27 protein-coding genes are annotated in these 22,613 nt (G+C 61.4%); 19 read left to right on the top strand and 8 right to left on the bottom strand.

Annotated features, from left to right (window positions below; translation table 11 throughout):
• Window positions 1-203 precede the first annotated feature (203 nt).
• From RM533_RS13760 to pspF, 6 genes are all read right to left on the bottom strand, one after another.
• Complete coding sequence (locus RM533_RS13760) at window positions 204-479, bottom strand: winged helix-turn-helix domain-containing protein (RefSeq protein ID WP_489752974.1); 276 nt, start codon at window positions 477-479, stop codon at window positions 204-206.
• A 239-nt stretch (window positions 480-718) separates the two neighbouring features.
• Window positions 719-3,388: a translation initiation factor IF-2 gene (gene infB, locus RM533_RS07700; protein WP_311340800.1), complete on the bottom strand. Its 2,670-nt coding sequence runs from the start codon at window positions 3,386-3,388 to the stop codon at window positions 719-721.
• A 66-nt stretch (window positions 3,389-3,454) separates the two neighbouring features.
• Window positions 3,455-4,327 (bottom strand): DUF448 domain-containing protein, encoded by an 873-nt coding sequence (locus RM533_RS07705; protein WP_311340650.1) that lies wholly within the window; start codon window positions 4,325-4,327, stop codon window positions 3,455-3,457.
• Window positions 4,308-6,041, bottom strand: coding sequence for a transcription termination factor NusA (nusA, locus tag RM533_RS07710; protein WP_311340651.1), 1,734 nt, complete (start codon window positions 6,039-6,041; stop codon window positions 4,308-4,310). Before nusA ends, RM533_RS07705 begins: the two co-directional genes overlap by 20 nt.
• Before the next feature lie 2 nt (window positions 6,042-6,043).
• Window positions 6,044-6,601, bottom strand: coding sequence for an LSm family protein (locus tag RM533_RS07715; protein WP_311340801.1), 558 nt, complete (start codon window positions 6,599-6,601; stop codon window positions 6,044-6,046).
• 262 nt (window positions 6,602-6,863) lie between these two features.
• On the bottom strand, window positions 6,864-7,952 hold the full coding sequence (gene pspF, locus RM533_RS07720; RefSeq protein WP_311340652.1) for a phage shock protein operon transcriptional activator: 1,089 nt from the start codon (window positions 7,950-7,952) through the stop codon (window positions 6,864-6,866).
• A gap of 194 nt (window positions 7,953-8,146) precedes the next feature.
• Between pspF and RM533_RS07725 the strand changes: the two genes are divergently transcribed.
• The 6 genes from RM533_RS07725 to RM533_RS07750 all read left to right on the top strand — a co-directional run bounded on the left by RM533_RS07725 (window position 8,147) and on the right by RM533_RS07750 (window position 11,067).
• Complete coding sequence (locus RM533_RS07725) at window positions 8,147-9,094, top strand: PspA/IM30 family protein (RefSeq protein ID WP_311340653.1); 948 nt, start codon at window positions 8,147-8,149, stop codon at window positions 9,092-9,094.
• A gap of 5 nt (window positions 9,095-9,099) precedes the next feature.
• Complete coding sequence (pspB, locus tag RM533_RS07730) at window positions 9,100-9,417, top strand: envelope stress response membrane protein PspB (RefSeq protein ID WP_311340654.1); 318 nt, start codon at window positions 9,100-9,102, stop codon at window positions 9,415-9,417.
• Window positions 9,414-9,788, top strand: coding sequence for an envelope stress response membrane protein PspC (gene pspC, locus RM533_RS07735; protein WP_311340655.1), 375 nt, complete (start codon window positions 9,414-9,416; stop codon window positions 9,786-9,788). The genes pspB and pspC overlap by 4 nt, the downstream gene beginning before the upstream one ends.
• Window positions 9,789-9,817: 29 nt before the next feature.
• On the top strand, window positions 9,818-10,243 hold the full coding sequence (locus RM533_RS07740) for a hypothetical protein (RefSeq protein ID WP_311340656.1): 426 nt from the start codon (window positions 9,818-9,820) through the stop codon (window positions 10,241-10,243).
• Between the two features lie 70 nt (window positions 10,244-10,313).
• Window positions 10,314-10,556 carry a hypothetical protein gene (locus RM533_RS07745; protein WP_311340657.1) on the top strand — a complete coding sequence of 81 codons (243 nt, stop codon included), beginning with the start codon at window positions 10,314-10,316 and terminating at the stop codon, window positions 10,554-10,556.
• A gap of 100 nt (window positions 10,557-10,656) precedes the next feature.
• Window positions 10,657-11,067 carry a SufE family protein gene (locus RM533_RS07750; protein WP_311340658.1) on the top strand — a complete coding sequence of 137 codons (411 nt, stop codon included), beginning with the start codon at window positions 10,657-10,659 and terminating at the stop codon, window positions 11,065-11,067.
• A 40-nt stretch (window positions 11,068-11,107) separates the two neighbouring features.
• Here RM533_RS07750 and RM533_RS07755 read toward each other — a convergent pair whose 3' ends face one another.
• Window positions 11,108-11,689 carry a sterol desaturase family protein gene (locus RM533_RS07755; protein WP_311340659.1) on the bottom strand — a complete coding sequence of 194 codons (582 nt, stop codon included), beginning with the start codon at window positions 11,687-11,689 and terminating at the stop codon, window positions 11,108-11,110.
• Window positions 11,690-11,848: 159 nt separating this feature from the next.
• Here RM533_RS07755 and leuC point away from each other — a divergent pair, with 159 nt between their 5' ends.
• From leuC to RM533_RS07790, 7 genes are all read left to right on the top strand, one after another.
• Window positions 11,849-13,318 carry a 3-isopropylmalate dehydratase large subunit gene (leuC, locus tag RM533_RS07760; protein ID WP_311340660.1) on the top strand — a complete coding sequence of 490 codons (1,470 nt, stop codon included), beginning with the start codon at window positions 11,849-11,851 and terminating at the stop codon, window positions 13,316-13,318.
• Window positions 13,319-13,391: 73 nt separating this feature from the next.
• Window positions 13,392-13,658, top strand: coding sequence for a hypothetical protein (locus RM533_RS07765; RefSeq protein ID WP_311340661.1), 267 nt, complete (start codon window positions 13,392-13,394; stop codon window positions 13,656-13,658).
• 52 nt (window positions 13,659-13,710) lie between these two features.
• On the top strand, window positions 13,711-14,307 hold the full coding sequence (leuD, locus tag RM533_RS07770; RefSeq protein ID WP_311340662.1) for a 3-isopropylmalate dehydratase small subunit: 597 nt from the start codon (window positions 13,711-13,713) through the stop codon (window positions 14,305-14,307).
• 24 nt (window positions 14,308-14,331) lie between these two features.
• Complete coding sequence (locus RM533_RS07775) at window positions 14,332-14,655, top strand: DUF1476 domain-containing protein (protein ID WP_311340663.1); 324 nt, start codon at window positions 14,332-14,334, stop codon at window positions 14,653-14,655.
• A gap of 35 nt (window positions 14,656-14,690) precedes the next feature.
• Window positions 14,691-14,924 (top strand): BolA family protein, encoded by a 234-nt coding sequence (locus RM533_RS07780; RefSeq protein WP_311340664.1) that lies wholly within the window; start codon window positions 14,691-14,693, stop codon window positions 14,922-14,924.
• 35 nt (window positions 14,925-14,959) lie between these two features.
• Window positions 14,960-15,289, top strand: a complete 330-nt coding sequence (grxD, locus tag RM533_RS07785; RefSeq protein WP_311340802.1) for a Grx4 family monothiol glutaredoxin — start codon at window positions 14,960-14,962, stop codon at window positions 15,287-15,289.
• Window positions 15,290-15,452: 163 nt separating this feature from the next.
• Window positions 15,453-16,238 (top strand): NUDIX hydrolase, encoded by a 786-nt coding sequence (locus RM533_RS07790; protein ID WP_311340665.1) that lies wholly within the window; start codon window positions 15,453-15,455, stop codon window positions 16,236-16,238.
• A gap of 556 nt (window positions 16,239-16,794) precedes the next feature.
• Here RM533_RS07790 and RM533_RS07795 read toward each other — a convergent pair.
• The gene (locus RM533_RS07795) at window positions 16,795-17,592 is read right to left on the bottom strand and encodes an SDR family NAD(P)-dependent oxidoreductase (RefSeq protein WP_311340803.1); all 798 of its coding nucleotides are present in this window, start codon (window positions 17,590-17,592) and stop codon (window positions 16,795-16,797) included.
• 144 nt (window positions 17,593-17,736) lie between these two features.
• Between RM533_RS07795 and RM533_RS07800 the strand changes: the two genes are divergently transcribed.
• The 6 genes from RM533_RS07800 to coaE are packed head-to-tail and all read left to right on the top strand — an operon-like array spanning window position 17,737 to window position 22,590.
• Window positions 17,737-18,696 carry a flavin reductase gene (locus RM533_RS07800; protein ID WP_311340666.1) on the top strand — a complete coding sequence of 320 codons (960 nt, stop codon included), beginning with the start codon at window positions 17,737-17,739 and terminating at the stop codon, window positions 18,694-18,696.
• On the top strand, window positions 18,693-19,658 hold the full coding sequence (locus RM533_RS07805; RefSeq protein WP_311340667.1) for an alpha/beta fold hydrolase: 966 nt from the start codon (window positions 18,693-18,695) through the stop codon (window positions 19,656-19,658). The genes RM533_RS07800 and RM533_RS07805 overlap by 4 nt, the downstream gene beginning before the upstream one ends.
• A 7-nt stretch (window positions 19,659-19,665) precedes the next feature.
• Window positions 19,666-20,520 carry a pyruvate, water dikinase regulatory protein gene (locus RM533_RS07810; RefSeq protein ID WP_311340668.1) on the top strand — a complete coding sequence of 285 codons (855 nt, stop codon included), beginning with the start codon at window positions 19,666-19,668 and terminating at the stop codon, window positions 20,518-20,520.
• The gene (locus RM533_RS07815; RefSeq protein WP_311340669.1) at window positions 20,517-21,119 is read left to right on the top strand and encodes a Maf family protein; all 603 of its coding nucleotides are present in this window, start codon (window positions 20,517-20,519) and stop codon (window positions 21,117-21,119) included. The genes RM533_RS07810 and RM533_RS07815 overlap by 4 nt, the downstream gene beginning before the upstream one ends.
• A complete protein-coding gene (gene aroE, locus RM533_RS07820; protein ID WP_311340670.1) occupies window positions 21,116-21,970 on the top strand; it encodes a shikimate dehydrogenase in 855 nt (284 codons plus the stop codon). The genes RM533_RS07815 and aroE overlap by 4 nt, the downstream gene beginning before the upstream one ends.
• Window positions 21,967-22,590: a dephospho-CoA kinase gene (gene coaE, locus RM533_RS07825; RefSeq protein WP_311340671.1), complete on the top strand. Its 624-nt coding sequence runs from the start codon at window positions 21,967-21,969 to the stop codon at window positions 22,588-22,590. The genes aroE and coaE overlap by 4 nt, the downstream gene beginning before the upstream one ends.
• Window positions 22,591-22,613 lie beyond the last annotated feature (23 nt).

Below are 22,613 nucleotides of genomic sequence, written 5' to 3' on the forward strand. Positions count from 1 at the left end.
CTTTGGCGAACTCCTCCGCACGCCTCTGGAGTGCTTCGGGCGGCCGCCGTGATCATTGAGGATACGGCAGCTTTGCCGTTCTTTTCCGGAGCACCCTCGCTGCTTGCGTTTAGCCAGTCCGTAAACCGATCGAACTGGGCTAATGTGGCGTTATCAATTCTGGTAGGGTGCGTATGAAACAGAGATCGCCCTCGGTCGGTGACCTATGCAAGTCCCTTCGATGGGCCGCTCAACCGGCCTGCTTTACTTAGATAAGTCTTCGCCCACGCGAGTCGGCTGGCAAAAACACTCTGCCGCCTACCGGGAGCCTCTTCCCCTGCTCCGCCGCTGCGAGCCCCAGCTTGCCTGCCATCAACGGCACGAGTTCCTTGAGCGCGCGTGGACGGCTTGCGGCACCATACTCGCTGATCAGTGGCAACATCAGGTCTTCGTAGGTCTGGATGGCCTTGATCGCCTACTCTCCATCCGTTTGCCAGAATGTCAGCGACTCATGATTTGGCACGCAGTCTGCCAGCGATGCAACTTGGAGCGTTTGAAAAAGCCCCGCTCATTCCTCGTCTGACTGCCGAGCACTCTTACACACCGGATGTAGCGAGCAACCACCTTCTAGCCAGTGAAACCATGCAGTTTCACTGGCTAGTCAGATGATTGGACTCGGCAAAGTCGATGGTGATTGCAGCACATGACGTCGGCATGGCTCATGAAGTGGTCGCCGTCGTCAAAGCGTGCGTTCGCGTTCCTCCACTTCGAAGACCTCAAGCATATCGCCGGCCTTGATGTCGTTGGTGTCTTCCAGCACCACACCGCATTCGAGCCCTGCGCGCACCTCGGCGACGTCGTCCTTGAACCGGCGCAGCGAGGCGATGGTCGTGGCCGAGACGATGACGTCCTGACGGGTAAGCCGCGCGAACAGTCCCTTGCGGATCGTTCCTTCGACCACAAGCAGGCCAGCGGCCTTGTCGCGCTTGCCGGCGGGGAACACCTGTTTCACTTCGGCGCGGCCCACCACATGCTCGATCCGTTCAGGTCCAAGCTCGCCCGCCATTTCCTTCGCGATCGCTTCGGTCAAATGATAGATGACATCGTAATATTTCATCTCCACCTTGTTCCGCTCGATCTGCTGACGCGCCTTGGCGTTGGGCCGCACATTGAACCCGATGATTGGCGCGTTCGACGCGGCAGCAAGCGTTGCGTCGCTTTCGGTGATCGCGCCGACACCTGAATTGAGGATGCGGACCTTGATCAAATCGTTGGACAGGCGGTTGAGCGCAGTGGTGATCGCCTCGACCGAACCCTGAACATCGGCCTTCACGACAACCGGGAACTCGACGACGCTGGTGTTGAGCGCGGAGAACATCGTGTCGATGTTCGTCGGCGCGACGGTCGTGCGTTTCTCGTCCGCCTTTTCCTGCCGGTATTCGGCCACTTCGCGGGCGCGCTGCTCATCCTCCACCACGGTCAGCGTATCACCGGCACGTGGCACACCACCAAGCCCAAGCACTTCGACCGGCATCGACGGCCCGGCTTCCTTCACCTGACGCCCCTTGTCGTCGTGCAAGGCGCGCACGCGGCCGCTTTGCGTTCCGACAACAAAGATATCGCCCCGCTTCAACGTGCCGCGATTGATGAGCACAGTCGCAAGCGGGCCCTTGCCCTTGTCGAGCTTCGCTTCCACCACGGTGGCTTCGGCATCCCGATCAGGACGAGCCTTCAGTTCCAGCAGTTCCGATTGCAGATTGATGGCATCGAGCAGCTTGTCGAGCCCATCACCCGTCTTGGCCGACACTTCCACATCCTGCACGTCGCCGCTCATCTCCTCGACCACGATCTCGTGCTCCAGCAGGCGTTCGCGAATGCGCTGCGGCTTGGCTTCGGGCTTGTCCATCTTGTTGATGGCAACGATCATCGGCACGCCGGCCGCCTTGGTGTGGTTGATCGCCTCGATCGTCTGCGGCATCAATCCGTCATCCGCCGCGACCACCAGAACGACAATATCGGTCACGTTCGCACCGCGCATCCGCATCTCGGTAAACGCTTCGTGGCCCGGTGTATCGAGGAAGGTGACAATATCGCCGCCCTTGGTCTTCACCTGATAGGCGCCGATATGCTGCGTGATGCCACCTGCTTCGCCGCGGGTCACATCGGTGCCGCGCAGGGCGTCCAGCAGGCTGGTCTTGCCATGATCGACATGGCCCATGATCGTGACAACCGGCGGCCTTGGTTTCAGCGTTTCTTCGGGATCGACATCATCTGTCGTGACAATATCGACATCGGCTTCAGACACACGCTGGATGTTGTGGCCAAACTCCTCGACCAGCAGTTCAGCTGTATCCTGATCGATAGTCTGCGTGATCGTCACCGGCATGCCAAGATTGAACATCGCCTTGACCAGATCCGCACCCTTTTCGGCCATGCGATTGGCAAGTTCCTGAACCGTGATTGCCTCTGGAACGATGACGTCGCGTACCTGCTTCTCGCGCGGCTGCGCGGGACCGCGGTGATGCGAGCGGCGCTCCTTGTCGCGGGCACGCTTCAATGCAGCAAGACTGCGGGCACGCGCACCCTCGTCCTCGTTCAGCGCCTTGTTGACAGTCAGCTTGCCGCCCTTGCGCCGATCGTCCCGGGCATCGGCCTTGACGACCTTCTTTTCTTCCTTGGGCTTCTTGATTTCAGGCCGCTTGATCGGCGTAAACCGGCGCGGCGCCGGAGCCGAAGCGGGTGCTTCGTCGGTGCCGGCTTCCCTTTCGCCCGGCGCTGCTCCTTCGCCAGGTGCTGCGCTCTCGCCCGCTTGCCCGGCTTCCTGCTCGGAAAGGTTTTGCACCGCGGCGTCGGCGGCCGCGGTCGGGCCAGTCGCTTCTGCTGCGGCCTGTGCTTCCCCGGCAGACACATTGGCCTCGACGGCGGCACCCGAAGCGGCTGCGGCCTCTTCCTGCTCAGCCTGCTCCTCTAACTTGCGGTTCTCGTCGGCGCGGCGCTTTTCCTCGTCCTGCGCTTTCTGCTTTTCCTCACGCTCGCGCCGAGTCGCTTCCTCAAGCATTGCCAGGCGAGCTTCCTCTGCTTCGCGCAGCAGTCGGGCCTGTGTTTCCTGGCGCGATTCGCGGCTGGCGACCGGCCGGCGTGGAGGCGTAGGCGTGGGCGCGGCAGCCGGCGCAGGCGGAGCCGCAGCGGGTACGGCAGGCGCGTCCACAACTTCGCTCACCGCTGGCGGCGGGGACGCGTTTTCGGCCAACGCATCGGATGGCTTCAACAGCTTGCGTTTACGCTTGACCTCGACCGCCACCTTGTTGGTCCGGCCGTGGCTGAAGGTCTGTTTGACCTCGCCCGATTCCACAGCACGCTTCAATCCAAGCGGTTTGCGGGTACGGGTGGCTTTTTCGTCTTCGCTCATCTGGTCAACATGCCCTTCGGAAATCTTCGTCATCATCCGCGCCGCCGTGCAGCGCAGCGCATCTTTTCAGTGTCGGTCAGCACCATCAGCATCGGCCTTGCGCACCGCATCTGCATCAGGTTCGCGCCGGCTGTCATCAACAGGACCAGGGTCGGGACCGGAGAATGTTCTGGTCCCGCCTTGCATGCCCTTGTACTCAACCGGCCGCGGCATTGCCGCCTCCGATCCGACTTCATCCAATTCAGGTTCGCCCCGCCCGGAGAAATGAAGCAAGCGCGTCAGCAGCACAGAGACGCGCTTTGCCGCTGCTGCATCTGTCAACGCCAGATGCACCACATTTTCCCGACCCAATGCCACAGACAGGGCCGCCCGGTCCAGTGGCAAGCGCACACCCGCAAGGGCAGAGCCCTCCGCATCGCTGCCTACCCGCCAGGCCTGATCCAGCCGCCTGCATCCATCCTCGCGTGCGTCGGCGGCATGCGCAAGCCAGCATACCCGGCCTGCGCGAGCCTGCTCTGCAATCCGGTCCGATCCTGCCAGCAGCTTTGCGCTGCGCCACTCAATGCCCAGCCGATCCGTAAAAGCGCGAGTTAACGCAGCCTGCGCCCTCTCACCAAGGTCCTGCGGGATGATGAGAGCAGCGCCCTTGAAGCCACGCGCCAGCGCACCCTTGAGGTGGCCCTTTGCCATCGCCTCTTCAAGTCCGGTCCGCGACACGGCCAGCCACGCGCCTCTGCCAGGTGCACGCGCATGGGCATCAGGCAGGACCACGCCATCGGGACCGACGGCAAGGCGAAGCATTGTCTCGCGCGGGCCGGTGTTCCCGCCAAGGACACAGCGGCGTTCGGGATGGGAACGGGCGGACCGGGACGCAGTGCCCCGATCCGTCAGTTCATCAAAGCTGTCGGGCGTCAGCGTATCATTGTGAGGATTCCGCATCGGCGGCCTCCTGTGTTTCCGGCTCCGCTGCGGAAGATGCGGTCAATGCCGCGTCATTCTCGGACTCGTCACTACCGTGACCGCCCTGCTCGGAACCCACTTCCTGCGCCGCAGGATCCCCCGCATCTTCGTCATCGTCGAACCAGTGGGCCCGGGCCGCCATGATGATCTCGTTGCCCTGCTCATCCGAAAGGCCGTAAATGCCCAGCACGCCGCCCTTGTCCTCAGCCCGCTGCGGCCGCTTGGGCGCGGTCGAACTGTCGCGCCGGCGCACTTCGGCCCGACGCTTCTGCACCAGCTCATCGGTGGCAAGATCGGCAAGATCGTCAAGCGTCAGGATCTTCGCCTTGCCAAGCGTCACCAGCATTTCTTCTGTCAGGTGCGGAATGTCTGCCAAGGCATCCTCAACGCCCAGTTCGCGGCGTTCGGTGCGGAACGCATCCTCACGCCGTTCCAGCGCCTCGACCGCACGCGACTGCAGCTCCTCGGCAAGTTCCCGGTCGAAGCCTTCGATGCCGGCAATTTCCTCAGGGTCCACATAGGCGACTTCGTCAAGTTCGGTGAACCCTTCGGCGACCAGCAATTGCGACAGCGTTTCGTCGACGTCCAGTTCTTCTTCGAACATCTTGGACCGCTCGGCAAACTCCTTCTGCCGCTTTTCACTCGATTCCTGATCGGTCATGATGTCGATCTGGCTGTCCGTCAGCTGCGAAGCGAGGCGGACATTCTGCCCACGCCGCCCGATGGCCAGCGACAACTGATCGTCTGGCACGACAACCTCGATCCGGCTTTCCTCCTCGTCGATGACGACACGCGAAACCGTCGCCGGCTGCAGCGCGTTGACGATGAAAGTCGCAGTGTCTTCGCTCCAGGGAATAATGTCGATCTTCTCGCCCTGCATTTCCTGCACGACGGCCTGAACGCGGCTGCCCTTCATGCCAACGCAGGCGCCGACAGGATCAATGCTGCTGTCATGGCTGATGACACCGATCTTGGCGCGGGAACCGGGGTCGCGAGCGGCCGCCTTGATCTCGATGATGCCGTCGTAAATTTCGGGCACTTCCTGCGCGAACAGCTTGCGCATGAAATCGGGATGTGCGCGGCTCAGGAAAATCTGCGGACCTCGGTTGTTGCGCTCCACTTTCATGATGAGCGCGCGAATACGCTCACCGGCGCGGGCAACTTCGCGAGGGATCTGCTGATCGCGGCGGATGATGCCCTCAGCCCGACCAAGATTGACGATCACATGACCAAACTCGACCGATTTGATGACACCGGTAATGATCTCGCCCGCGCGGTCCTTGAATTCCTCGAACTGGCGCTCGCGCTCGGCGTCGCGGACCTTCTGAAAGATGACCTGCTTGGCCGACTGCGCATCGATGCGTCCCAGATCAACCGCCGGCAGCGGATCGACCAGGTAATCGCCAACCTTGGCATCGGCCTGCAGCTTCTGCGCTTGCTCGGTGTTCACCTGCTTGAAGTAGTCCTCGACCTCCTCAACCACTTCGACGACACGCCACAGGCGCAAATCGCCTGTCTTGGGGTCCAGCCGGGCCCGGATGTCGTTTTCCGCGCCATAACGGTTGCGGGCGCTCTTCTGGATCGCCTCCTCCATCGCCTCGATGACGATGGATTTATCAATCATCTTCTCGTTTGCGACCGATGTCGCAATGGCGAGCAGCTCGGCACGGTTGGCGGAAATCGCACTAGCCATGATCAGTCTTCCTGTTCTTCCAAATCGTCTTCTATTTCATCGGCGCCGCTGGCATCGACGGGTCCGGTAGCAGCGATCAGCCGATCAGTCAGCACCAGCTTGGCTGCATGGATGTCACCAAAGGGGATGGCCACGCGGCCCTGCTTGCGATCGTCCAGCTGCACCAGACCGTCTGCAATGCCGAATATGTCCCCGTGAAAAGTGCGTCGGTTGCCTGATGGCGCTTCGGCGCTCTTGTCGAGCGTCACCCGCGCTTCGTGCCCGGCCCAGTCTGTATAATCGCGTTCCCGCGTCAAGGGCCGGTCGATCCCGGGTGAACTGACCTCCAGCCGGTAAGCGCCATGGATAAGATCGTCGTCTGCTTCTTCTGCTGCATCCAGCGCGGCAGAAATGCGGCGGGACAGCGCCATGCACTGTTCGATCACCAGTTGCCCTGTCGCCGGATCTTCGGCCATGACCTGCAAGGTGCGCTCATCATCCGATCCGAACAGCTTCACCCGCACCAGATCATAGCCGCAACCACGTGCCTCTTCCTGGATCATGGCAGTGATGCGGTCCATTTCGACCAAGATTGCGTATCCTTCAGCTATGCGCCGGCCACCAGCAGGCGGAGGCAAAAAAATGATCGCGACATGAAATCATGATGCGGTTCAGCCACAGCCGAACCATCGTGCCGGCTCTTGGAACCGGCCCGGACCTTGCCATGACAATGTCGGGATTGGATGCGCATACCCCTTCATGCCAAGTTTGGCAAGCAGGATCAGCCAGAAGCCGAAAAGACGACGCGTCATGCCGATGGAGCATGGGTGCTTGCGCCCTCGCTCACGAAGCAGGGCTGCGCCTCGACAGGCCATGCCGCCGCAAGTCGTGACGCAACTGGTCATAAGTAAGACCAAGCGCCTTTGCCGCGTGCCGCCGGTTCCAGCGATGCCGCTCAAGAGCACCCTTCAACAACGCACGTTCATGCTCTGCCACAGCGCTGCGCAGGTCGCTCGTGACATTGGCAGCCTGATCCGCCGTGGCGAGGTCTGCCGTGGCAAGATCCGCTCGATCCTGCGGGCAAGCGCCTGCATCTGCATCAACCGTCTCACGTCCGCTATCCTGCGCAAGCCTGTCGGGCGCAGGCGTGTCTGGCGCCCATGCGGATTGAAACGGATCGAGCACGATGCCTCCCACCGGCTCCTGCGGATAGTCCCAGCGATACACCGCGCGTTCCACCACATTGCGCAATTCGCGCACATTGCCGGGCCAGCCATGCCGCTCCAGCACCGTCAGTGCCTCGGGCGTAAAACCGGGCCAGGCAGTCCAGTGCAATTCGGCCGCCATGCGCTGCGCGAAGAAGTCGGCCAACACCGCTACGTCGCCTTCACGCGCCCGCAACGGCGGCAAAGTAATGACTTCAAAGCTCAACCGGTCGAGGAGATCGGCGCGAAACCGACCTTCTCCTGCCATCGCGGGAAGGTTGGCATTGGTGGCAGCAACGATCCGCACGTCGACCTTGCGCGGTCTGGAAGCGCCGATCCGCGTTACCTCGCCATATTCGACTGCCCGCAGCAGGCGGTCCTGCGCCGCTGCCGACAGGCTGCCAAGTTCGTCGAGGAACAGAGTGCCGCCATGCGCTTCCTCGAACCGGCCGGCGCGCGCACGCGTGGCGCCGGTAAACGAGCCGGCCTCGTGCCCGAACAGTTCGGCATCCATCAGGCTTTCGGGCAAGGCTGCGCAGTTCATCACCACCAGCGGTTCGCCCCAGCGATCCGAAAGACGATGGAGCCGTTCCGCGATCAGTTCCTTGCCAGTGCCGCGCTCCCCCACGATCAGCACCGGGCGGGTCAGCGCGGCGGCACGACTGGCCCGCTCCACCGCGTCGAGCATCGCTGATGACTGGCCAATCAGTTGCGTTTCACGATCCATTGCCAAAATATAGCGCCATTTGCCATAAAGTGGTAAGTTATTATCAAGCCGGCATTTGCTGTGGCAACGCAAAGTCCAAAGATTCGGCTCATCGCGATTTGGCACAGGCCTTGCTTGGTTAAAACAGGATAAACGGCTGAGCGCGGCAGCCTTGCGGCAATCGCCAGTTCCGTTGCTGACCATCAGGAGCCTGCATGACAGAAGATATCAGACTGGAGCCGGAACGGGATGCCCCTGCCGAAACCGAGCGCAAGCGCACGCGCCTCGACGCCGAGATCGACCGTCTACAATCGCCCGGTGCGGCACGGTCGGATCTGGTGGAGCGCGACCGCTATGCCGCTCAGGGCACGAACGATCAATGGTCGGAAGCGGACTGGGCTGGCCGCTGGCGCGCCGAAGGCATTCGCTGGACCCGGAACAGCAAATATGGAGCTCCACTCATGAACATCATCGCTCGCACACGCGACATCATCGCGGCAAATTTTTCGGACCTGCTCGACCGTGCCGATGACCCGACCAAGATGGTGCGGATGATCATTGTCGAGATGGAAGATACGCTGGTGGACGTGCGCGCCAGCGCTGCCCGCACGATTGCCGATCAAAAGGAGATGCAACGCCATTGTGCGCAGCTTGCGCAGCTGGAAGCGGACTGGCGGGACAAGGCGCAGCTTGCCCTCTCGCGCGACCGCGAAGACCTTGCCCGTGGCGCACTGGTGGAGAGCAGGCGGGCGGCCGATACGCAGCGACAGCTGCGCGAGGAGATCGCCGTGCTCGATGAAGCGCTGCGTGCCTGCGACCAGGACATCCTCAAGCTGCAAAGCCGCCTGCGTGAAGCGCGCAGCCGTCAGACGCAGATCGCAGCGCGGCTGGAAAGCGCCGAAAACCGCGTGAAGCTGCGTGCGCTGCTTTCGACAGAACGCGTAGACGAGGCGGTCGCCCGTTTCGACCAGCTTGAACGCCGGGTCGATTTTGCCGAAGGTCGGGCAGAGGCATTGTATCGCACCGGGCTTGGCGCAGGCGGGGAGCCGGACCTGTCGCAACAGATCGACGCGCTTGCCAGCGACGATGCGATCAACGCCGAACTGGCCGAAATGCGCCGCATGATGGCGCGCAACTCCGACACTGATCTCGCGAAGGATTGAAGACCATGGAAGAACTGCTTGTTGGCCTGCTCATCGTCATTGCGCTCCCGTGGATGCTGTTCCATTATCTGACGAAGTGGAAGACCACGCCTCGCCTGACCGACAGTGACGAAGCCATGCTCGAAGAGCTGTACCAGCTTGCCCGCCGGCTTGATCAGCGGATGGAAACGGTGGAGCGGCTGGTGGCCGCAGACGACCCGCGTTTCGAAGCATCGATTGACAGGCACCGCGATGACCGCCTCCGACTGGTCGCCGATCAGGAGGCGGATCGAGCCAGGCTTGATGAACTCGACCGCAAACTGCATGAAAGGAACACGCGATGACAACGCAGCACACCCGCTTTTACAGAGACAAGGTCGATGGCAAGGTCCTCGGCGTGTGTTCGGGTATTGCCGATTATACCGGCGTTGATGCCTTTTGGGTGCGGCTGGGGTTCGTCCTGTTCACCATCACCATGGGCTGGCCGCTGATCCTCTACATGGCCATGGGAATGCTTGCCCCCAAGAAGCCTGCCCGTCTCTATGCCGATGCGCAGGAGCAGAAATTCTGGCAGGGCGTGCGGCAGTCTCCGTCAGCTTCGGCCCGGGATGTAAAAGGCCGCCTGCGTGATGTCGACCGTCGCCTTGCCAGGGTGGAGGAACACTACGTCGACACCAACCGCACTCTGGCGCAGGAAATCGAGAAGCTGCGCTGACATCAATCACGACGCCACCGGCTGCACAATTGAGCAGCTGGTGGTTTCAGGCAGCGGGTCAAAAGCTTGCGGGCAGGGTCGCCGACGGTGCGACATCGGGAGAACACATGGAGCTGGCAGCAATCATGGGTCTGGCAATCCCGCTCGCGCCCTTCGGGCTGGGCGGTTTGTGGATGTGGATCCGTCATCGCGAAAAGCTGGCAGAGATGGAGGCACGATTGCTCCACACCCGGCATGCGCTGGATGCAAACAGCTCTGGCGAAATAAAGAACAAGGAGCTTGAGGAACGTGTCCGCGTATTGGAGCGGATCGTGACGAGCAGCGGATATGACCTTGCACAACAGATCGATGCGCTGTCCGGGAAACGCGAGGTTGCACACGACGACAGGCAAAGCAATGATGAGCCGCTTGCCAGGTCGCAGCGGCAGGAAATCAGGCACGGGCTTGAACCCTGACCCGCATCCAGGCCTGATGACTGGCCGCCGCAGCGACGTAACGACATGAATTTTGCAGGAGCATTGCGCAATGGGTTTCTGGACCGCCGCCGTCCTGATCGTCCTTATCGTTTTTCTGGCACAGGTGCGCCGCGTCAGGAACGAGGCCAATCCCGCGGCGCTGCCCGACGAACAGGAAGTGCAGGAGTTGAAGGACCGCGTCGAGGCACTGCAGGGTCGGGTGGAAACGCTGGAACGGATCGCAACCGAGGAACGGCGTCGGATTGGCCTTGCGCAGGATATCGAAGCGTTGCGTGAACCCGACAGGACGTAGGGATGCGCCGTCCTGACGCCATTGGCGCAGGCATGCTGGTCTTGCGGCGAGTTTCAAGGAGCCGCTTGAATAAGCATGCGCGCGGGTTTAGCGGTTTTTGATGCGCAACATCGACGATATTCAGGAAGAATACGAGTTTCTCGAAGGCGACGAACGTTATCGCCTGCTGATCGAACTTGGCCGTGAGCTCGACCCGATGCCGGACGCGCTCAAGACAGAGGCGACGCAGGTGCGGGGCTGTTCGGCTTCTGTCTGGGTCTATCCGACGCAGACACCGGACGACCGGCTGCATTTTCTTGCCGATTCCAACGCTGCCATCACGAAGGGGATCATCGCGCTTGTTCTTGCGACCGTGCAGGACCGTCCGGCCGATGACGTGATCAAGATCGATATCGCCGACAGGCTCGCCCCGTTCGACCTTGGCAATCAGCTGTCCTCGAACCGGACGCAGGGCATTCCCAACATGATCGCACTTATCCGCGAAACCGCCAGCCGGGTCGCATCCGGCTGACGCTGCATGTCTTGAATGGCGCCTTGACCGGTCAGACGGATCAGGCAGCGGTGGAGCGAGTGGCGCTCATGCTGTCGGACGCTTCGTGCGAAGGCACAAACCCGTCTCGCAGGAGAGCGCGCCCTTCCTGCCTTTGCCGAGCCAGCTCCTGCTTAAGGCGTTGTGGGTGACGCGCAAAGATGAAGCCGAAACTGACGCCGCCTTCCTTGCCTTGGGTAGCGTGGTGCAGATTGTGGGCTTGAACCAGCCGCTTCAGATACCCGCGGCGCGGCACAAAGCGGAACCAGCGCTGATGCACCAGCCCATCGTGGACCAGCGTGTAGATGATGCCGTAAACCAGAATGCCCATCCCGATCCACGTTCCCGGCGCCCATGCGTTTGCCCCCATGACAAGCGTGCTGCCAATGGCGAACATGGAGATCGACATTGCCGCGCCCACAAGCGCGTACCAGTCGTTGCGTTCAAAGAAGCCGTCATGCCGTTCATGGTGGTCGCGATGCCAACCCCAGCCAAAGCCGTGCATGATGTACTTGTGCGCCGACCAGGCAACACCTTCCATGGCAAGCGCACTTGCCACGACGATCAGGATTTTTTCGGCAGGAGACATGATGGCGCGCATCATATTACAGGCAGGCTTTGCTGGCCAGCCTAATCGTGCGCGCATCGGGTGCCGTTGCTGTTGCTGGAGCATCCTGGCAACCGCGTGATTCCGGCTCCGCGAAGACCCGCCCGGCCCCTGCCGATCTTGCTTTTGCACCTCCGCAGGGCCAAGATCGGCAGCATGGCCAAACAAACTGATGCACCTGCACGCACGCTTTACGAAAAGATCTGGGACGCCCATGTTGTGGAGCGTCGGGAGGACGGCACCTGCCTCATCTATATCGACCGGCATCTCGTTCATGAAGTCACCAGCCCTCAGGCATTCGAGGCGCTGCGCAACGCGGGGCGCACGGTGCGGCGGCCCGACCTCACCTTGGCAGTGCCTGACCATAATCTGCCGACGACGCCGAGGCGCGACGCGTCTGGCAAGCGCATCCCCATTCTCGATCCGCAAAGCGCAACGCAGCTGGCGGCACTGGAAACAAATACGCAGGCATTTGGTATTCGCTACATCGGGGACGCCGACCCTGAACAGGGCATTGTTCACGTCATCGGGCCGGAGCAGGGATTTTCCCTGCCGGGAGCGACGATCGTGTGTGGCGATTCGCACACGGCAGCACACGGTGGTCTTGGCGCGCTGGCATTCGGCATCGGCACCAGCGAGGTGGAGCATGTGCTTGCCACGCAGACGCTGCTGCTGACCCCATCCAGAACCATGGAGATCCGGGTCGAAGGGGCACTTGGCGCGGGCATCACGCCCAAGGACGTGGTGCTGCACATCATCGGCACCATTGGAACGGCGGGCGGCACCGGCCATGTCATCGAGTTTCGTGGTGAAGTGTTCCGGCAGATGAGCATCGAGGGGCGCATCACTGTTTGCAACATGGCGATCGAGGCCGGCGCGCGTGCCGGGCTGGTCGCTCCCGACGACAAGACCTATGCCTATCTTCAAGGCCGACCGGTGGCGCCAACAGGTGCGCAGTGGGACGCCGCCGTGGATTGGTGGCGCAGTTTGCCGACCGATCCCGGCGCTGTCTTTGACAGTTCGATCACCATCCGCGCCGAGGACATCGAACCGACCGTCACCTGGGGCACCAGCCCCGAGGATGTGGTGGCGATCGGCGGACGTGTCCCCGACCCGCGCAGCTTTGCCGACCCGTCGAAGCAAAGGGCTGCTCAGGCCAGTCTCGATTACATGGGGCTGCAGCCGGGTATGGCGCTGGCGGATGTGGAGGTGCAGAATATCTTCATCGGATCATGCACCAACAGCCGGATCGAGGATCTGCGTGCCGCCGCTGCGGTCCTGAATGGCCGCAGGAAAGCCGAAAATGTGCGCTGGGCGATCGTCGTGCCGGGGTCGGGGCTGGTAAAGCGTCAGGCCGAGGCCGAAGGGCTTGACCGCATTTTCGTCGAGGCGGGGCTGGAATGGCGCGAGCCGGGCTGTTCGGCGTGCTTGGGCATGAACCCTGACAAGGTCCCGCCAGGCGAACGCTGCGCTTCTACTTCCAACCGCAATTTCGTTGGCCGGCAGGGACCCGGCGCGCGTACCCATCTGCTGTCGCCGGCCATGGCAGCAGCAGCGGCCGTTACCGGGCGGCTTACCGATGCGCGCACGCTGGCACCCCTGCCCGGTGCGCCGGTGCCGGCGTGATGCCAACAGCGGACTTGCAATCGGTTCGCAATTGCGCAGAACAGTCGACACAGCGGGTAAGGAGATCACAGGCATGAGCGATGACAATGACTGGACCGGCAAGGCCGCCATGGCCGGTGCGACCATAGGGTCGGCAGCACTGGTTGCTGCACTTCTCTACACATCGCGACGCAAGGAACGGGTCGCCAAGGAGAAGGTCCGTGCCAGCACCAGCAGAACCACGGCAGGCGCTGACCAGCCGGCCAGCAGCGCAAACGCTGTTGCAGGCACGGCGCAAGCCGGAACCGGCACGAGCGATACGGGCACCACAGGGGCAGACATGACGGGCAGCGGCTCATGACTGGATCGTCAAACCGCTCCTTCTTGTCGGGCAATGCTGATGGTGCTGCAAGATGACACCGATCCATGTCGTGTCGGGCCGCGCCATTCCCTTTGGTGCCAAGAACGTCGACACCGACGTCATCATTCCCGCCCGTTGGCTGAAAACTATATCGAGGGACGGTCTGGGCGAAGGCGCCTTTGAAACGGTCCGTTCAGTGCCTGGCAATGTCTTCGACGACCCTCGGTACGCGCATGCGCCGATCCTGATTGCGGGTGACAATTTCGGCTGCGGGTCCAGCCGCGAACATGCGGCCTGGGCCTTGCTCGACCTGGGCATCACCGTCGTAATTGCGCCGAGCTTTTCCGACATCTTTTCAGGCAATGCATTCAAGAACGGTATTCTGACGGTCGCCTTGCCCCAGCCCCAGATCGACCGGCTGCTGGATGTGGCGCAGGACCTTGAAATCACGGTAGATCTGGAGAATGGGACTGTGACCACGCCGTTGCAGGACCGGTTTTCCTTTGCCACGGACGCATTTCGCAAGCATTGCCTGCTGAACGGTCTGGACGAGATCGGACTTACCCTGGCGCGCATCGACGCGATTGGCGCCTACGAGGATGATGCTGCGCGCAGGTCCGCCTTTCTGATCGCGCCGCTTGCGGCCTGACAATTGCCAAGGAGCGATAATGCCATGACCGATTTTTCCGATCGTCGCCGCGGAGAAGAAGCAAAGGCCGAGCGTGACGAGATGACCATGTTCCGTATCACGGCCCGCCGCAATCGCCTGCTTGGCGAATGGGCGGCAGGCAAGCTGGACCTTTCTGCGGCGGAAACCGAAGCCTATGCAAAGGCCGTCGTTCAGGCCGACTTCGAAGAGGCAGGCGACGAGGATGTCATTCGCAAGGTTTATGGCGACCTCATCGCCGCAGGGGTGGAGGTGGATGAAGCCGCGGTCCGCACTGCGCTTGACCAGTCAGCCGTAGAAGCGCGCCGCCAGCTCATCGGCAAGATGTAGGATCACACGACAATTCGCAGAGGAGACCAAGCACGATGCCAATGCAGGCCGATGACATCCAAAACATGATCCGCAACGCCATTCCCGACGCCACCATCACCATCCGCGATCTGGCGGGTGATGGCGACCATTATGCCGCCCATGTGGTGAGCGCCAGCTTTGCTGGCAAAAGCCGCGTTGCCCAGCACAAGGCAGTTTACGACGCGCTTGGCGGGCACATGGGTGGCACGCTTCACGCCTTGCAACTGACAACCGCCGTTCCCAACTGACAGGAACTGCCAAATTTCTGATGGAACACGAAGTCATGTCCGACCCCAACGCCCGCATCGCCGACATTGTGGCGGCCGATGATGTCGTCCTCTTCATGAAGGGCACACCGCTTTTTCCACAATGCGGATTCTCGAGCCGGGCGATTGCCATTCTTGATCATCTCGGCGTCGACTATGCCAGCGTTGACGTGTTGCAGGACATGGAAGTGCGTCAGGGTATCAAAAGCTATTCTGACTGGCCGACGATCCCGCAGCTTTACGTCAAGGGTGAGTTCGTTGGCGGCAGCGACATAATGATGGAAATGTTCGAGGCAGGTGAACTTGGCACTCTGATGCAGGAAAAGCAGGTCAAGCCAGCTCAGTAATCGGATTGCGTAATCCGATCCGAACTTTACCTGATGCCAGAGCCGATGCGCCCGGTGTGTCGGCTTTCACGCAGTCACCAGAGCGACTCTCCTCCGGTGTCTTGGGTGTCAACGCACATGACCTGCCGCTCGTTACATGTCATCGTTGTGCAGGAGGAATTGCGTGAGCAGCGATGAAGCAGCAGCAGACGCAATCCTTGCTGCCACGCTGATTGTCTGCCGCCGCGGACGGCCCCTGGCAGATGGGTCAGAAACCTCCCCGCCCGAAATCCTTATGGTGAAACGCGCTGCAAAGCTGCGCTTTGCAGGCGGTGCCGTCGTATTTCCCGGCGGCAGGGTAGATCCTGGCGACCATGCCGTTGCGGCACGTTTCCTGCCGGGCATGGACCCGGCCTGGGGTGCTGCGCTCGTCGCTTCAATCCGGGAAACTCTGGAAGAGGCCGGGCTGCTTGTCGGGCTGGAGAAACAGGTTGGCAAAGACGAGGCACGTGCCGCGCGCATGGCCCTGCTTTCCGGCAAAAGTTTTGCAGATATTCTGGATGCCAGTGGATGGAGCCTTACGGACAAGGCCATTACGCCGTATGCCCGGTGGTGTCCGCCCGAAGTGGTGACCAGGGTCTTCGACACGCATTTCTTCGTCACCGATATCGGCACGGGGAATGTGGCGGTGGTGGCGGACGGCTCCGAAAGCGAAAGCGTTTTTTGGGCAACGGCCGAAGAAATCCTGCGCCGGTCTGCGAAAGGAGAACTCGCCCTGGTTCATCCGACCAGACGCAATCTTCAAAGAATAGCGCAATTCACGAGTTTTGCGGACATACATGCCGATGCCCTGGCACATCCCCCGCGGCTCATCCGTCCATATCTGAGCGAGTCAAACGGGAAGACCTTTATCGGGATGCCCCGCGGTCATGGTTATCCCGAAGAGATGGAGCCATTCGAACCGATCTGACCCGCTGCGTAAGCGTCGCGGCATTGCAGGCATTGCTTCGGCGATGCGCGGAACTCAGAACCCCCGAAAAAGCCTCTGCCAGAAATTTGGCGTATCCATCGGCTGCAGGGCGCCAAATTTGGCGAAGCGCAGTGATGCATCGGTAAATGGCCGTGGCCGCGTCCATTTGTCCGGAGGGCTGCTTCTGAACATCGGTGCGTACATGATTGTCGTCCTCATTGCAGGTCGTTTTCTCTCCTTAAAGGATTGGAAAAGGTAACGGTTCCCGAGCGAATATGTTAATCGTCAAATGATTTCGTCGCTCCCACTACACTATCCGCCGCAAAAACGGGGATTATCGAGGTGATAATCACCTTCCTTGAGCGCCATGCGAAATTTTTAGTGATGCTGCGTGAGCTTTGCGCGGCGCGTCAGATATCACGCGCGGCCTGTCACCCGCCAAGGGCACAAGCCGCAGTGGTAGGTCCGGCATCACCTTTGCTGTGGTTACAGCCGCGCGCCCACGAACGCACCGGCAGGCGTAGCCACCGGCTCCGCCTTTCGCCTCACTGACTAATCAACGGGCGAGCACTCCGCCATCCACCGCCAGCGGATGACCGGTGATGAAGCTTGCCTTGTCAGACGCGAGGAACAGCACCGCGTTTGCGACCTCCTCAGGCGTGCCACTGCGGCCCATGGGATGCATCTGATCGATCATGGCGGCCGCCTGCGGGTTCTTGCGCGTTTCTGTCACCATCGGGGTCAGAATTGCACCCGGACATATGCAGTTTACGCGCACGTTGCGGGCCGCGAACGCGATTGCCGCGGATCGCGTCAGGCCGACGACGGCATGCTTGCTGCCGCAATATCCTGCCCCGCCCATTCCGCTCATGCCTGCGATGGAAGCTGTGTTCACGATTGCGCCACGCCCGGCTTCTGCCATGTGCTCCAACTGGTGACGCATGCAGTTCACCACACCATCTGCATTAACCTGCATCGTGCGGGCGTAAGCCTCCAGACTGCCCCATGGCGTGCCCACATTCTCCAGCGTAACGCCAGCGTTGTTGAAGGCGACGTCGATGCCGCCCATCCTTTTCAGCATGTCCTGCAGACAATCGGCTACCGCAGCGGCGTCCGTCACGTCCAGCATCGCTGCATGCGCGCTGCCACCGGCAGAGGAGATCATCGCGGCGGTTTCATCAACCGCGGCCTGATCGCGATCAGTGAGGAACAGCTTTGCACCCTCGGCTGCGAAGGCCTGTGCAGTGACACGGCCGATGCCGCTTCCTGCGCCGGTGACGAACACGTTGCGTCCTGCAAACTCCTGCGCCATGGCGATCCTCTCCTCTGTTTGCGGCAATTGCCTGCCTGTCATGCTCACCTATAGCCACAAAGGCGCTGGCAAAAACACCAGTTTTTGCGCAAGGTGCGGCAGAACCAGGCCGACGGCTAACCAACGGGCAGAGTGGCGACGCTGCCTGGTTGCAAGCCGACCCACACAAGATCAGGATTATTTTTCATGGGTGAAGCAATCATGGACAGTCGCGGTTTTCGCGATGCACTGGGAAGTTTTGCAACCGGCGTAACCGTCATCACCACAGTGGATCAGGCCGGCGGCGATGTCGGGCTGACCGCGAGCAGCTTCAATTCTGTATCGCTCGATCCGCCCATGGTCCTGTGGAGCCTTGCGCGCACCTCGCGCAACATGGACGCCTTCAGCAACGCAGAACATTTTGCCGTTCATATCCTGGCCGCTGCACAGCAGGATCTGTCCAACCGTTTCGCCAAGCGGGGCGAGGACAAGTTTGCCGGACTAGATCTGGAGCGGGGCTCATCCGGCATTCCCCTTATCAAGGATTGCGCTGCGCGGTTCGAGTGTCGCACCCGCCACCAGTATGACGGCGGCGACCATGTGATCTTTGTCGGCGAAGTCATCGGTTTTGCGCGTCAGGCCAGCGCTCCGCTCATCTTCCATGGCGGCAATTACGCACTGGCGGCGCGGATCGCTGCTGAACTGTCGCAGTCAGGCGATGCTACCAGCAACACAGATTACAGCTTGAGCGAGAACTTTCTTGGTTATCTGCTCGGCCGTGCGCATTTCCAGCTATATGGCAAGATCGGCGAGGTGCTGGCTCGCCATGCCCTTGGTGAAACGGATCACTTCATCTTGAGCGTGATGGGCATGAAGGACGCGCGCACCACAGCCGAGCTTGGCGAACTGATCGCCTTTACAGGCATGCAGGCGGGCGAGGAAACCATGGAATCGCTCGCCCGACGCGGGTTCGTCCTGGCGCAGGACAACCGCTGGCTGCTGTCAGACACCGGCCGCAACGCGCTTGCCGATATTTCCGCCGCGGCAGTGGCAGCAGAAGCTGCGGCCACTGCGCAGATGTCTCATCAGGACATCACCGCTTTCAAGAATCAGTTGAAGCATCTTATTCACGCCACCGATCCCGGTGTTCCGGACGGCTGGGCATGAGCGGGGCGGAACGCGCCACCGGCACTGCTCCAGGCGCGCAGGAGCTTTCGTTTGACGTAGCGCGCGACGACGGTGGAACCGCAACGATCACCATGGCGCTTTACCTGCCCGAGGGGACGCCAAGCGGCGTATGCTTCGTGTGCATGCCCGGTGGAGGTGCATCGCGCCATTACTTCGACCTTGGTGAGGCAGACGGCGTCGAACTCAGCTTTGCCGCACTGATGACTGGGCAGGGCCATGCAGTCGTTACGCTGGACACACCCGGCACGGGCACGAATGCTCTTGGTGACAACCACCCGTTCCTGATGCCGCGCACTGCCATGCGCTATGTCGCGCAAGCGGCAACACAATTGCGGAAATATCTGGGGGACCGCGCCCGCGTGCTGGTCGGCACCGGTCATTCCATGGGCGGCGCATTGCTGATGCTGTGCCAGGGACAACATCGTGCGTTTGACGCGATGTGCATCATGGGGGCCAGCGCCGGAGGCATCGAACGCGCGCTCGACAATCATGAGAAACAGTTCATCGACCGTCCTGATGCGCTCGAAGCGGCCCTGCCCGACCTGGTCGAACGCAAGTTCAAGACACAGTTCCCCAGCAACGATCGCGGCCCGAGCGAGACGTCTGCCATTTTCGGTGGGCAGACCCCTGCCGCAAACGACTTGCTGCGGGCTGCAATGGGCTCCTTCTTTGCAGCCGGCGGTTATGTCTCCATGGTCAGGGGGTCGATCCACAAGGAAGCGCAACGCATCGATATTCCCGCCTTCTTCATGTTTGGCGACAGGGACATCGGCATTGCGCCAAATCAGGTGCTGAGCGATTTTCCGGCTCTGACGGATGCAACGCTGCTGGTCCTGGCTGACACGGGACACAATCATTTTGCGTTCCGATCAATCGGTCCTTTTACAAGGCGGCTTGACCATTGGGTGCGCGGCATTGCCCACGGCGCCCTGTCGGGCTGAGACAGGCATGGCTCATCTGCATCTGCATCTGCTGTCCGATTCCACCGGCGAGACGCTTGAAATGATCGCCAAGGCCGCGCTTGCACAATTTGCCAGCGTGGAGGTGGAACGGCATTTCTGGCCCATGGTCCGCTCGCAGCAGCACCTCGACCGCATCATGGGAACGATCACCCGTTACCCGGGACTGGTGCTTTACACATTGGTAAACGACACGATCCGCGACAATCTTGAAGCGGCATGTGCCGAAGCGGGCCTGCCTACGGTGAGCGCCCTTGATGCAGTCACCGATCCGCTGGCCCGGCTGCTGAATCAGGACAAGATGCACCGGCCGGGCCGCCAGCATGTGCTTGACGACGCCTATTTCGACCGGGTCGAAGCGATCCAGTTTACCATCGCTCATGATGATGGTCTGCTGTGGGAAGAGTGGGAGGACGCCGAGATTGTGCTTGCCGGCGTCTCCCGGTCGTCAAAGACGCCGACGTCGATCTACCTTGCCAACCGCGGCTATCGTGTCGCCAACATGCCGATCGTGGTCGAATCGCCACCGCCGCCAGCCCTGTTCAACCTGCGTCATCCCCTCATCGTGGGGCTGACCACGTCACCTGACCGGCTGATCCAGGTGCGGCGCAACCGATTGCTCTCGCTGAACCAGAGCCCGCAGACCGACTATGTTGACAAGGAGCGGGTCGAGCGCGAAGTGCGCTATGCCCGCCGTCTGTTCGCCGATAACGGCTGGGCAGTCATCGACGTGACCCGCCGCTCGATCGAGGAGACAGCCGCCGCGGTCATCAATCTTTACAACGAGCGGCAGGCGCGGCTCGTCAATGATCCGGATGCGGTGGGCGGCATCAAGCCGATATGACCGGCAAACCGATTCCTGCTCCGCCACTTGTGCTTGCATCGCGATCGGCATCCCGCCGCGCAATGCTTGATGCTGCGGGTGTCGCTTACGCGGTCAGCCCTGCCGACATCGATGAAAGCGCCTTGAAAACCGTTATGTCAGGAGAGCATCCAGCTTTCATTGCCGAAGCTCTTGCCAAGGCAAAGGCGCTTGCCCTGCGGACCGAAGGTCTTGTTCTGGGCAGCGATTCACTGGTCGAGTGTAATGGCCGCATGTTCGACAAACCGACGGACCGGATTGATGCCGCCAACCATCTGCGCTGGTTTTCCGGCAGGCTGCTGAACCTTCACAGCGCCGCCGCACTCGCGCGGGATGGGCAAACAATCTGGAGCCATGCCGCATCCGCACAATTGCAGCTTCGGCCATTGTCGGAGGAATTCATCGCTCATTACCTTGATGCTGAATGGCCCGCAATTGCCGGCTGTGTCGGCGTGTTTCGTATCGAAGGCATGGGCGTTCAACTGTTCGACCGGATTGATGGCGATTATTTCACCATTCTTGGCATGCCGCTGCTTGCGTTGCTGGCCGCGCTCCGCCGCTTCGGGCAGCTGCCCGCATGACGACACCCTTTGCAGAAGTCATCGGCGATCCGATTGCCCAGTCCCGGTCGCCGGTCATTCACCGCTTCTGGCTCGAACAGCTTGGCATAAAGGCGGATTATCGCGCCTGTCATGTCCCTCAAGACAGTCTCGCCCACTACCTGAGCGCCCGCCGGAACGATGCGGCGTGGCGCGGCTGCAATGTCACCATGCCGCACAAGCAGGCGATCGTGCCGTTGCTTGACCACGTCGATCCGCTTGCCGCACGTATCGGTGCTGTGAACACCGTCGTCATGGAAGATGGCAAACTTGTCGGCACCAATACCGATGCAGCAGGATTTCTCGAACCCTTGCGGCCTTTGCTGCAGCGTCCGCACCTGTTTTGCATGGCGCGCATCATTGGCACAGGCGGCGCAGCGCGCGCGATTGTGGCCGCTCTTGCGCCCTTCAACATGGTGCTGGTGCTGGCCGGCCGTGACGAGCTGAAGGCGCAGGCGCTGCTGGCATCGGTAGATCCGGCAGGAGAGCACCATGCCGTGCCGCTTGCTCACTTTGCCCAAGCAACGGATTTTGCCTTCGACGACCGCGAAGGCTGCCTCGATCTGGTCATCAACGCAAGTGCGCTGGGCATGGCTGGGCAGGCGCCGCTTGCCTTCGATTTCAGTCACGCGCCGCCCGGCAGTATCTGTTACGATATCGTGACCTCGCCTGTGGACACCTTGTTCCTGCAACGCGCAAGGGCACATGGATTTGCAACCATCGACGGGCTTTCCATGCTGATCGGCCAGGCCGACCATGCCTTCCGCCGGTTTTTTGACGCCCTTCCCCCACGCGATGCAGACGATCGCTTGCGCCAGTTGCTTGCCTCATGAATGACAGGTCTGCGGATCATGTGCCGGCAGCAGCACGACCCTTCATCCTGGGGCTGACCGGCTCCATCGGCATGGGCAAAAGCACTGTTGCGGCCATGTTCCGCAAGGCAGGCGTTCCGGTGTTCGACGCCGATGCGATCGTGCACGAACTCCAGGGTCCGGACGGCGCGTTGCTTCTGTCCATCGAGCGCGCATTTCCCGGCAGCACCGGACCGCAAGGCGTGTTGAGGGAGCGGCTTGGAAGTCAGGTGTTCGGCGACCCGGACGCACTGTCCCGGCTGGAGGCAATCGTGCATCCGGCGGTGCGGGAGGAACGCCACCGCTTCATGGCACGTCATGCAGGCGCGCCCCTTGTGGTGTTCGACATACCGCTTCTCTTCGAGAAGAACGCCCAGGCCGATCTTGATGCCATTGCGGTCGTTTCAGCACCTGCCGACGTGCAGCGCCGGCGGGTGCTGGCCAGACCCGGCATGACCGAGCGCAAATTTGCCGAGATACTGGCGTTGCAGATGCCAGATGCCGACAAACGGGAGCGCGCCGATCACATCATCGATACTGGCACCGACATTGCACAGACCCGCGCGGCGGTCTCTCGACTGATCGGCAGGATCACACAGTGAAAGGGCGCGCCTTGCAGCGCGCC

Origin of the sequence: Croceicoccus esteveae (assembly GCF_031846435.1) — a bacterium.
GTDB classification, from domain to species: Bacteria; Pseudomonadota; Alphaproteobacteria; order Sphingomonadales; family Sphingomonadaceae; genus Croceicoccus; species Croceicoccus esteveae.

Bases quoted from the DNA above. Each gene is read 5' to 3' on its own strand.
- nusA (WP_311340651.1), bottom strand. From the start codon at position 6,041: ATGGCTAGTGCGATTTCCGCCAACCGTGCCGAGCTGCTCGCCATTGCG.
- RM533_RS07800 (WP_311340666.1), top strand. From the start codon at position 17,737: ATGGGTGAAGCAATCATGGACAGTCGCGGTTTTCGCGATGCACTGGGA.
- RM533_RS07715 (WP_311340801.1), bottom strand. From the start codon at position 6,601: ATGGACCGCATCACTGCCATGATCCAGGAAGAGGCACGTGGTTGCGGC.
- RM533_RS07810 (WP_311340668.1), top strand. From the start codon at position 19,666: ATGGCTCATCTGCATCTGCATCTGCTGTCCGATTCCACCGGCGAGACG.
- RM533_RS07780 (WP_311340664.1), top strand. From the start codon at position 14,691: ATGCCAATGCAGGCCGATGACATCCAAAACATGATCCGCAACGCCATT.
- grxD (WP_311340802.1), top strand. From the start codon at position 14,960: ATGTCCGACCCCAACGCCCGCATCGCCGACATTGTGGCGGCCGATGAT.
- leuD (WP_311340662.1), top strand. From the start codon at position 13,711: ATGACACCGATCCATGTCGTGTCGGGCCGCGCCATTCCCTTTGGTGCC.
- leuC (WP_311340660.1), top strand. From the start codon at position 11,849: ATGGCCAAACAAACTGATGCACCTGCACGCACGCTTTACGAAAAGATC.
- RM533_RS07705 (WP_311340650.1), bottom strand. From the start codon at position 4,327: ATGCGGAATCCTCACAATGATACGCTGACGCCCGACAGCTTTGATGAA.
- pspC (WP_311340655.1), top strand. From the start codon at position 9,414: ATGACAACGCAGCACACCCGCTTTTACAGAGACAAGGTCGATGGCAAG.
- RM533_RS07765 (WP_311340661.1), top strand. From the start codon at position 13,392: ATGAGCGATGACAATGACTGGACCGGCAAGGCCGCCATGGCCGGTGCG.
- coaE (WP_311340671.1), top strand. From the start codon at position 21,967: ATGAATGACAGGTCTGCGGATCATGTGCCGGCAGCAGCACGACCCTTC.
- RM533_RS07775 (WP_311340663.1), top strand. From the start codon at position 14,332: ATGACCGATTTTTCCGATCGTCGCCGCGGAGAAGAAGCAAAGGCCGAG.
- RM533_RS07815 (WP_311340669.1), top strand. From the start codon at position 20,517: ATGACCGGCAAACCGATTCCTGCTCCGCCACTTGTGCTTGCATCGCGA.
- RM533_RS07750 (WP_311340658.1), top strand. From the start codon at position 10,657: ATGCGCAACATCGACGATATTCAGGAAGAATACGAGTTTCTCGAAGGC.
- RM533_RS07805 (WP_311340667.1), top strand. From the start codon at position 18,693: ATGAGCGGGGCGGAACGCGCCACCGGCACTGCTCCAGGCGCGCAGGAG.
- pspF (WP_311340652.1), bottom strand. From the start codon at position 7,952: ATGGATCGTGAAACGCAACTGATTGGCCAGTCATCAGCGATGCTCGAC.
- aroE (WP_311340670.1), top strand. From the start codon at position 21,116: ATGACGACACCCTTTGCAGAAGTCATCGGCGATCCGATTGCCCAGTCC.
- pspB (WP_311340654.1), top strand. From the start codon at position 9,100: ATGGAAGAACTGCTTGTTGGCCTGCTCATCGTCATTGCGCTCCCGTGG.
- RM533_RS07755 (WP_311340659.1), bottom strand. From the start codon at position 11,689: ATGATGCGCGCCATCATGTCTCCTGCCGAAAAAATCCTGATCGTCGTG.
- RM533_RS07795 (WP_311340803.1), bottom strand. From the start codon at position 17,592: ATGACAGGCAGGCAATTGCCGCAAACAGAGGAGAGGATCGCCATGGCG.
- infB (WP_311340800.1), bottom strand. From the start codon at position 3,388: ATGAGCGAAGACGAAAAAGCCACCCGTACCCGCAAACCGCTTGGATTG.
- RM533_RS07725 (WP_311340653.1), top strand. From the start codon at position 8,147: ATGACAGAAGATATCAGACTGGAGCCGGAACGGGATGCCCCTGCCGAA.
- RM533_RS07745 (WP_311340657.1), top strand. From the start codon at position 10,314: ATGGGTTTCTGGACCGCCGCCGTCCTGATCGTCCTTATCGTTTTTCTG.